Genomic DNA, 7,324 nt, shown 5'->3' with positions numbered 1-7,324 from the left:
AGTTCGACTTCACCACCATCGACCAGACCGGCCTCGACGCCGTAGCCGCCCAACTCAACCGACGGCCACGACAAACCCTGAACTGGCATACTCCAGCCCAGAAGCTCAACCAGCACCTCGTTGCACTGACCCCCTGAAACCGCCTCTCAAATCCGCGTGCCTTCGCCCTTGATCCACGCACATGGCCCTGATCGACGGCCCTTCGCGGGACAAGGGCGAGGACGGAAGTCTGAGCTACCGCGACGTCCGTCGTGCGCAGGACCGCCGCTCCCGCGGCCTCACCCACCGCGGCCCCACAACCCGCGCGACCGAAGCGACAACATCCCTGATACCGCGGCCGCGGCTTGGTGCCGGCGTGCGGGCGTGGGTGGGCAGCGGCGGGCCGCGCGGCGCCGATCAAGGAAGATCGCATGGATCAAGGGCAAAAACACGCGGAAAGAGATCCAACCGCGTGCGTTCGCCCTTGATCGGCGGACCGGGCGTGGCGACACGCCGTGCCGGGCCGGCCTGGGGACGGACGCACGCGGAAACAAGGTCCAACCGCGTGCATTCGCCCTTGATCGGCGAGCGGGGCGTGGCGACACGCCGTCCCCGGCGGGCGGGGCGCGCGCAGCGCGAGGGGGCGTGGAGCGCGAGGGGGCGTGGAGCGCGAGGGGGCGTGGAGCGCGAGGGGGCGCGGAGCGCGAGGGCGCGCAGCGCGAGGGTGGGGCGGGCGGAGCGGGGGGCGCTGTTAGGGGTTGTAGCGGCATACAACGCCGGTGCGGATCGTGCGGTCTAGGTGGGTGGCCAGGTCTGGGAGGGAGTGGTCGATCCGGCGGATGGCGTCGCGGATGCGTGCCGTCACGGCCTTGCGGGCGCGTTCGGCGCTGGTGGCGCCGAGCGACCGCGACGACCCGTCGCGGCGGGTGGAGCGCCCCAGCTCCGCCAGTAACTGCTCGCGCTCCGCGCTTGCGCGCTCGCGACGACCGAGGTCCGCCCGATCGTTCGCCGCGGCGATCTCACTGTCGAGGTCGGCCAGCCGGCGCCTGTACGCGGACAGCGCGGCCCGGTCAAGCGCTGGCTCGCCGGTTCCGGTGACGTCAGCGGCGCCGGCGAGTTCCAGGGCGGAAATGTCCTCGCCGGGCCGGGCGAGCAGCCTCGCGAGGTCGCGCAGCCCCTTGGCGTCGCGCAGGTACGCGGTCTGTCCTTTGTAGCTGGCCAGCCACATGTCACCGACGCGGCGCAACGAGGCGGAGCCCGCGGCGGGTGCCTCCAGCCCATCCAGTGCCGCCCGGGTCTCCGCCTCCCAGGCGTGGGCGCCGAGCCGGCGGTGGATGTCGAGGGCCTGCTCCAGACGTTCGCGGGCCGGCGCCGGCTCGCCGAGTGCCGCGTGCAGCAGTCCGACCCGGTGGGCGTGCGCGCCCTGGAAGCAGACGAGCGCGCCGTTGACCGCGCACGTGTCGGCGAGCGGCTGGAGGTCGTCGAGCAGGTGCCGGCACAGGGCAGTGTCGCGCAGGGCGATCGCCGCGACCACCAGCTCGCCGATGAAGATCGACCACAGGTACGAGCGGTCGGTGCGCCAGTCGTCGAGCGCGAGGACGGTGTCGGCGTGCCGGCGGGCGGTGTCGAGGTCGCCGGCGCGGGCGGAGAAGCCGGCGGCGACGGCGTGCGCGTGTGCGGGCGCCCCGACCCACCATCGCACCGCCTCGGCGGCGGTCTCCCGCAGCGCGTCCGGGTCGGCGCGGGCGCGTACCACCTCCAGTTTCTGCGACATGCGGACGTTGCCGGCGTCGCGGTCGCCGACCCGCTCGCCGAGGGCGGCGGCCTCGGCGCTGAGCCGCTCGCCCGCGTCGATGTCGCCGTCGAGCAGTGCGAGCGCCGCCTGCCGGGTCCGCAGCAGGTAGTCGTGGCGGGGCTGGCGCAGCTCAGCGGTGGCGTCCGCGTACTGGGCGAGAGCGGCCCGGAAGGCGGGGCTGCCCGCTTCGAGGTGCGCGGTGGCGGCCAGCTGGAGTCCCTGGGCGTACCGCTCGCGGTCACCAGAACGGCGGGCCAGCTCGGTGATCTCGCCGGCGATCGTGGCGCGTTGCGAGGCGGTGCCGGGCGTCCATCGCGTGTCGTGCTGAGCGAGTAGACAGTCAGCGAGCGTGGCCGGGTCGGCGAGGTCGCGGGCGAGGGCGACCGCGTGGTCGGCGAGCGGGCGGGCACGGGGCCGGTCCCGGACCACCGAGTGCTGGAGCTGGCGGGCCAGCGCGGCGGTCACGCGTGCCTCGGCGGCGCTGCCGGTGCCGGCGAGCGCCTGCAGCGCCCGGTCGAGGGTGGCGACGAGCTCCGTGCGCGGCATCGCGAACCGCGCGCCGAGCCGGTCGTACCCGAGCGCCACCGCACCCATCGGCTCCGGGTCGGCCCGGTCGCTGGCGCGCTGCCAGGCGGCGGCGAGCAGGTGCTGGGCGGCCTCGGTGTCGCCGGCCCGGGCGCGCAGGTCGGCCTCGCCGGCGTACAGGTCGATCAGGTCGGCGTCGCTGAGTGAGAGGCCCGCGTCGGCGATCGCCGTGCGGGCCCGGCGCAGGTGGTCGCCCGCCTCGGTGAACGCGTACCGCGCGGCCTCGTCGCCAGCCGCCCGCCGCGCCCACGTGATGGCTGGCGCGGTACCGGCGACGGTCACGGCGGCGGCGAAGTGCCGGGCGAGCTCGGCGGCGTACACGGTGCCGCCCCGGTCCCGCCGCCGCAGCAGCGCCTCGGCGACGCGGTGGTGCAGGTCCGCGCGGACGGGCGGCGCCAGCGACGCGTACAGCGCCTCCCGGTACAGGTCGTGCGCGAAGCCGGCGGCGTCGCGGGAGTGGCCGGACGCCGCCGCGGTGAGCAGGCCCGCGACCGAGGCCTCCGCGATCAGCGAGGCGGCCTCCTCGCCGGTGACGGAGGCGAGCACGTCCGGCAGCAGCCGTGGCCCGGCGACCGCCGCGGCCTCCAGCATCCGGCGGCACGGTTCGCCGACGCGGGCGAGCCGGCTGGCGATCGCGTCGCGCACGGCATCGGGTACCGCCGCCGGGTCGCCCGCGGCGAGCACCTGCGCCAGCTCGCGGGCGAAGAACGGGTGGCCGCCGCTGCGCTTGTGCACCATGTCGGCCCAGCTTGCGGCGTGCGGGCCCGCGGTCGCGGCGACCAGGTCGGCGACCTCGGCGGGGGAGAGGCCGGCCAGCGTCACCCGGTCGGCTGCCAGCGCCGCGAGCGCGCCGCCGGTGGCCGGGCCGAGCTCATCCGGGCGGTAAGCGCCCGCTATCAGCACCGGTCCTGGCATGGGTACGCCCGCCAGGAACCGGATCAGGTCGAGACTCGACCGGTCGGCCCACTGCAGGTCGTCCAGGATCACCACCACCGGTACCCGTCCGACCTCTCGCGCCAGCAGCCGGCCCACCGCGTCGAAGACCCTGAACCGGGCCGAGCCCTCCGCCGGTGTGGCGTGCCCGGGCACGATCACCCCGAGGTCGGCGTCGCCCGGAGCTGAGTCGTCGATCAGCGGCCGCAGCGCCTGGGTCCATGGCCAGTACGCCGGTGCCTGCTCGGCGTCCCAACAGGTACCCCAGATGGCTCGTCCGCCGCGGGCCGTCACCTGGTCGGCGAACCTGGCCAGCACCGCGGTCTTGCCCATGCCCGCCTCCCCGGCGACCAGCACCAGCGCGGGCAGCCGTCGCCCGCCGTCCGGCGCCAGCGCGGCGTCGAGGCGGGCCAGCGTGTCGGTGCGGCCGACGAACAGTGGCACATGGGCATTCTCGCGCGGCTAGCGATCCGCTCCGGCGAAACCGCCAGACGGTTTCTGGCGGATGCCACCCCGGTTCTGGCGCGTATCCGGGTGACAGCGATCGACAGCCACATCGACAGTCTCGGAGGCGACGGATGACCACGACGTTCGACCCGCAGGTGTACAAGGCCACGACCAGGGCGCAATGGGAGGACGCGGCGGCGGCCTGGCACCGCTGGGGCCCCACGATCGAGAACTGGCTCGGCGCGGCGACCGAGCGGATGCTGGCGGCGGCCGGCGTCACCTCCGGCTCCCGGGTGCTCGACGTCGCCGCCGGTGCCGGCGGCCAGACCCTCGCGGCGGCACGCCTGGCCGGACCGGGCGGGCACGTGCTGGCCACCGACATCTCGCCGGCCATCCTCCAGTACGCCGCCAAAGCCGCCGCCGACGCGGGCCTGGCCACCGTCGCCACGGCCGAGATGGACGGCGAGCGCCTGGCCGTGCCGGAGGGTGGGTTCGACGCGGTGATCTCGCGCGTCGGGCTGATCTACTTCCCCGACCAGCAGGCGGCCCTCGCAGGCATGCGCCGCGCGCTGCGTCCCGGCGGGCGGATCGCCGCGGTGGTGTACTCGACCGCCGACGCCAACGGCTTCTTCGCGGTACCGGTGGGGATCATCCGGCGCCGCGCCCAGCTCCCGCCGCCGCTGCCCGGGCAGCCCGGCCCGTTCAGCCTCGGCTCGCCCGGTGCCGCCGAGCGGGTGCTGATCGAGGCGGGCTTCCGGGACGTCACGGTCGACGTGGTGCCTTCGCCGCTGCGGCTGCCGACCGCCGCGGATTGCGTCCAGTTCGAGCGGGAGTCCTTCGGGGCGCTGCACCAGATGCTGTCCGGCCTGCCCGAGGCGGAGCGCCAGGCCGCCTGGGATGAGATCGCGGAGGCGCTGACCCGCTTCGAGGGCCCGGACGGCTTCACCGGCCCGTGCGAGATGCTCGTCATCTCCGGCTCTTCATGATCAGGGCGTCCCTCAAGTCGTTAGGACGACTTCAGGGACGCCCTGATCACGGGCGTGGGGGGAAGGTGTGGGCTTGGCCGCTCACGGTTACTGTCACCGTCTCGCCGGTAACCACCGGCGGGGTGGTGTCGAGGACGCGGGCGGTCACGCGGGTGCCGTCGGCGAGTTGGAGCTGCACGAGCGCGTCGTGGCCGTGGAAGTCGTGCCGCACGACGGTGGCCGCCACGCCGCCGCCGTTGTCGGAGATGCGGAGCTGTTCCGGGCGCAGCAGGACCGTGTGGAGGCCCGCCGGGGCGGGACCGCGCAACGCGATCCGGCCCAGTGCCGTCGCCGCGCCGGTGCCGTCCACCGTGGCGGCCAGCAGCACCGCCTCGCCGACGAAGCCGGCCACCCAGGGATCGGCCGGCTCGCGGTACACGGCGGCGGGCGGTCCATACTGGACGATCCGGCCGGCGTTCATGACGGCGACCCGGTCGGCCATCGACAGGGCCTCGCCCTGGTCGTGGGTGACCAGCAGCGCGGTGGCGCCGTCGGTGTGCAGGGCCTGCCGTACGTCGCGGCGCACGTCGGCGCGCAGCCCCGCGTCGAGGGCGCTGAACGGCTCGTCGAGCAGGACCAGTGGCGGGCGCGGGGCGAGCGCCCTGGCCACCGCGACCCGCTGCTGCTGGCCGCCGGAGAGCTGGTGCGGCATCCGGTCACCGAACCCGGGCAGCCCGACGAGCGCCAGTACCTCGTCGACGCGGCCGGAGCGGCGGGCCGCGCGGTCGAGTCCGAAGGCGACGTTGGCTGCCACGTTCAGGTGCGGGAACAGCGCGCCCTCCTGCGGTACGACGGCGACCCGGCGGCGGTGTGGCGGTACGTGCGGGCCGGCACCGGCCACCCGCCTGCCGTCCACATCGATCCGTCCACTGTGGATGTGTTCGAACCCGGCGACGCAGCGCAGCAGTGTCGTCTTGCCGCAGCCGGAGGGGCCGAGTACCGCCACGAGGGTGCCGGCGGGGACGTCGAGGTCGACGCCGTCGAGGGCGACCACGTCTCCATACGACTTCCGCACGCCGGTGACCGACAGCATCACGCGCCTCCCCGGACGCTCAGGAACCAGGTGGGCACCGCCGCGAGGCCGACCAGCAGCGCGGCGTAGGGCGCGGCGGCGGCGTACGAGGCGGTGGAGGTGTGCGTCCACAGCTCGGTGGCGAGCGTGTCCATCCCCGTCGGGCGCAACAGCAGTGTCGCGGGCAGCTCCTTCATGCAGGTGAGGAACACCAGCGCGGTGCCGGCCGCGATGCCGGGCAGGGTCAGCGGCAGGGTCACGGTGCGGAATACCTTCGCCGGGCCGCGGCCGAGCGACCGGGCGACCTCTTCGAGGGCGGGCGGGGACTGGGCGGCCGCACCGGCGACCGCGCCGACGGCCAGGGGCAGGAACAGTGTCGCGTACGCCAGCGCGAGCAGCCATACGCTCTGGTACAGCGGGTAGGCGACGTTGATGCCGAAGAAGACCAGCGACAGCCCGATGACGACGCCGGGCAGGGCGTGCGCGACGTAGGTGAGCCGGTCGAGCAGTGTCGCGAGTGGACCGGGTGCGCGTGCGGTCAGCAGCCCGACGGGCAGGGCCAGCACCATGGTGAGCAGCGCGCCGGCCAGCGACACCGCGAGGGAGTTGCCGGCGGCGGTGGCGATCTCCGCCAGTGACCCGGGCCGCGACACGCCCTCGGCCAGCCTGCGGGCGAGGCTCGCGGCCGGTACACCGAGGGCCAGGACGGCGACGGCGGTGAGCGCGGCGGCGGCGGGCCAGCGTGCCGCGCGCAACGGAAGGCGGATCGGCGGGCGCCCGGCGCCGCCGACCCGGGCGTACCGGGCACCGCGCGCCCGGGTCGTCAGCTCGCCGCCGATCAGCAGGACGGTGAGCACGACGAGCACAGTGGACAGTACGAGCGCGCCGGTGCGGTCGAAGCCCACGTTGAACGCGGTGAAGATGGCCCGGGTGAAGGTGTCGACGCGGACGATGGAGACCGCGCCGAAGTCGGACAGCACGTACAGGGCGACAAGCAGTGCCCCGGCCGCGATGGAGGGGCGCACCTGGCGCAGCGTCACGGAGGCGAAGGTGCGCCAGGCGCCGCGCCCGAGGGAGCGCGACACCTCCTCCTGTGCCGGGTCACCTCCCGCGAGGGCGGCCGCGACGGGCAGGAAGACGTACGGGTACGAGCACAGCGTCAGCACGAGCGCCGCCGGCCAGAAGCCCTCGAAGCGGTCCACAGTGGAGATCCAGGCGAAGCCGGCAACGTAGGTCGGTACCGCGAGGGGGAGCGCCGCGACGACGCCGAAGAACCGCCGTGCGGGCAAGTCGGTGCGGGTCACCAGGAAGGCGGCGCCCACGCCGATGGCGGTACAGGCCGATGTCACCACGGCGGCGAGTGCGAGGCTGCGGCCGGCGAGCACGGCGACGCGGCGGGTGAACAGCTCGTCGACGATCCGGGTCCAGCCGGCCTCGCCGGTGCGTACCGCGAGGTAGGCGACCGGCACGAGCGCGAGCCCGACCGCGGCGGCCGACGCCACGGCGAGCGCCGGCCGGTGCGTGACCCGCCGCGCCGCCCAGCGGGCG

4 protein-coding genes and 1 pseudogene are annotated in these 7,324 nt (G+C 75.0%); 2 read left to right on the top strand and 3 right to left on the bottom strand.

Annotated elements, in window-relative coordinates; genetic code table 11:
• A pseudogene (locus QMG73_RS46630) lies at positions 1 to 137 on the top strand (IS30 family transposase); the annotation flags it as partial.
• A gap of 593 nt (positions 138 to 730) precedes the next feature.
• Here the strand turns inward: QMG73_RS46630 and QMG73_RS33945 are convergent.
• Positions 731 to 3,736, bottom strand: a complete 3,006-nt coding sequence (locus tag QMG73_RS33945) for an ATP-binding protein (protein WP_281902628.1) — start codon at positions 3,734 to 3,736, stop codon at positions 731 to 733.
• 134 nt (positions 3,737 to 3,870) lie between these two features.
• Between QMG73_RS33945 and QMG73_RS33940 the strand changes: the two genes are divergently transcribed.
• The gene (locus tag QMG73_RS33940; protein WP_281902626.1) at positions 3,871 to 4,725 is read left to right on the top strand and encodes a class I SAM-dependent methyltransferase; all 855 of its coding nucleotides are present in this window, start codon (positions 3,871 to 3,873) and stop codon (positions 4,723 to 4,725) included.
• Positions 4,726 to 4,771: 46 nt separating this feature from the next.
• Here QMG73_RS33940 and QMG73_RS33935 read toward each other — a convergent pair whose 3' ends face one another.
• Both QMG73_RS33935 and QMG73_RS33930 read right to left on the bottom strand, forming a co-directional pair.
• On the bottom strand, positions 4,772 to 5,797 hold the full coding sequence (locus tag QMG73_RS33935; RefSeq protein WP_281902624.1) for an ABC transporter ATP-binding protein: 1,026 nt from the start codon (positions 5,795 to 5,797) through the stop codon (positions 4,772 to 4,774).
• Positions 5,797 to 7,278 (bottom strand): ABC transporter permease, encoded by a 1,482-nt coding sequence (locus tag QMG73_RS33930; protein WP_281902622.1) that lies wholly within the window; start codon positions 7,276 to 7,278, stop codon positions 5,797 to 5,799. The genes QMG73_RS33935 and QMG73_RS33930 overlap by 1 nt, the downstream gene beginning before the upstream one ends.
• Positions 7,279 to 7,324 lie beyond the last annotated feature (46 nt).

It is taken from the genome of Phytohabitans aurantiacus, from assembly GCF_027923225.1.
GTDB lineage: Bacteria > Actinomycetota > Actinomycetes > Mycobacteriales > Micromonosporaceae > Phytohabitans > Phytohabitans aurantiacus.
The sequence above is the reverse complement of the archived record's forward strand: the minus strand, read 5'-3'. Positions and strand labels throughout refer to the sequence as shown.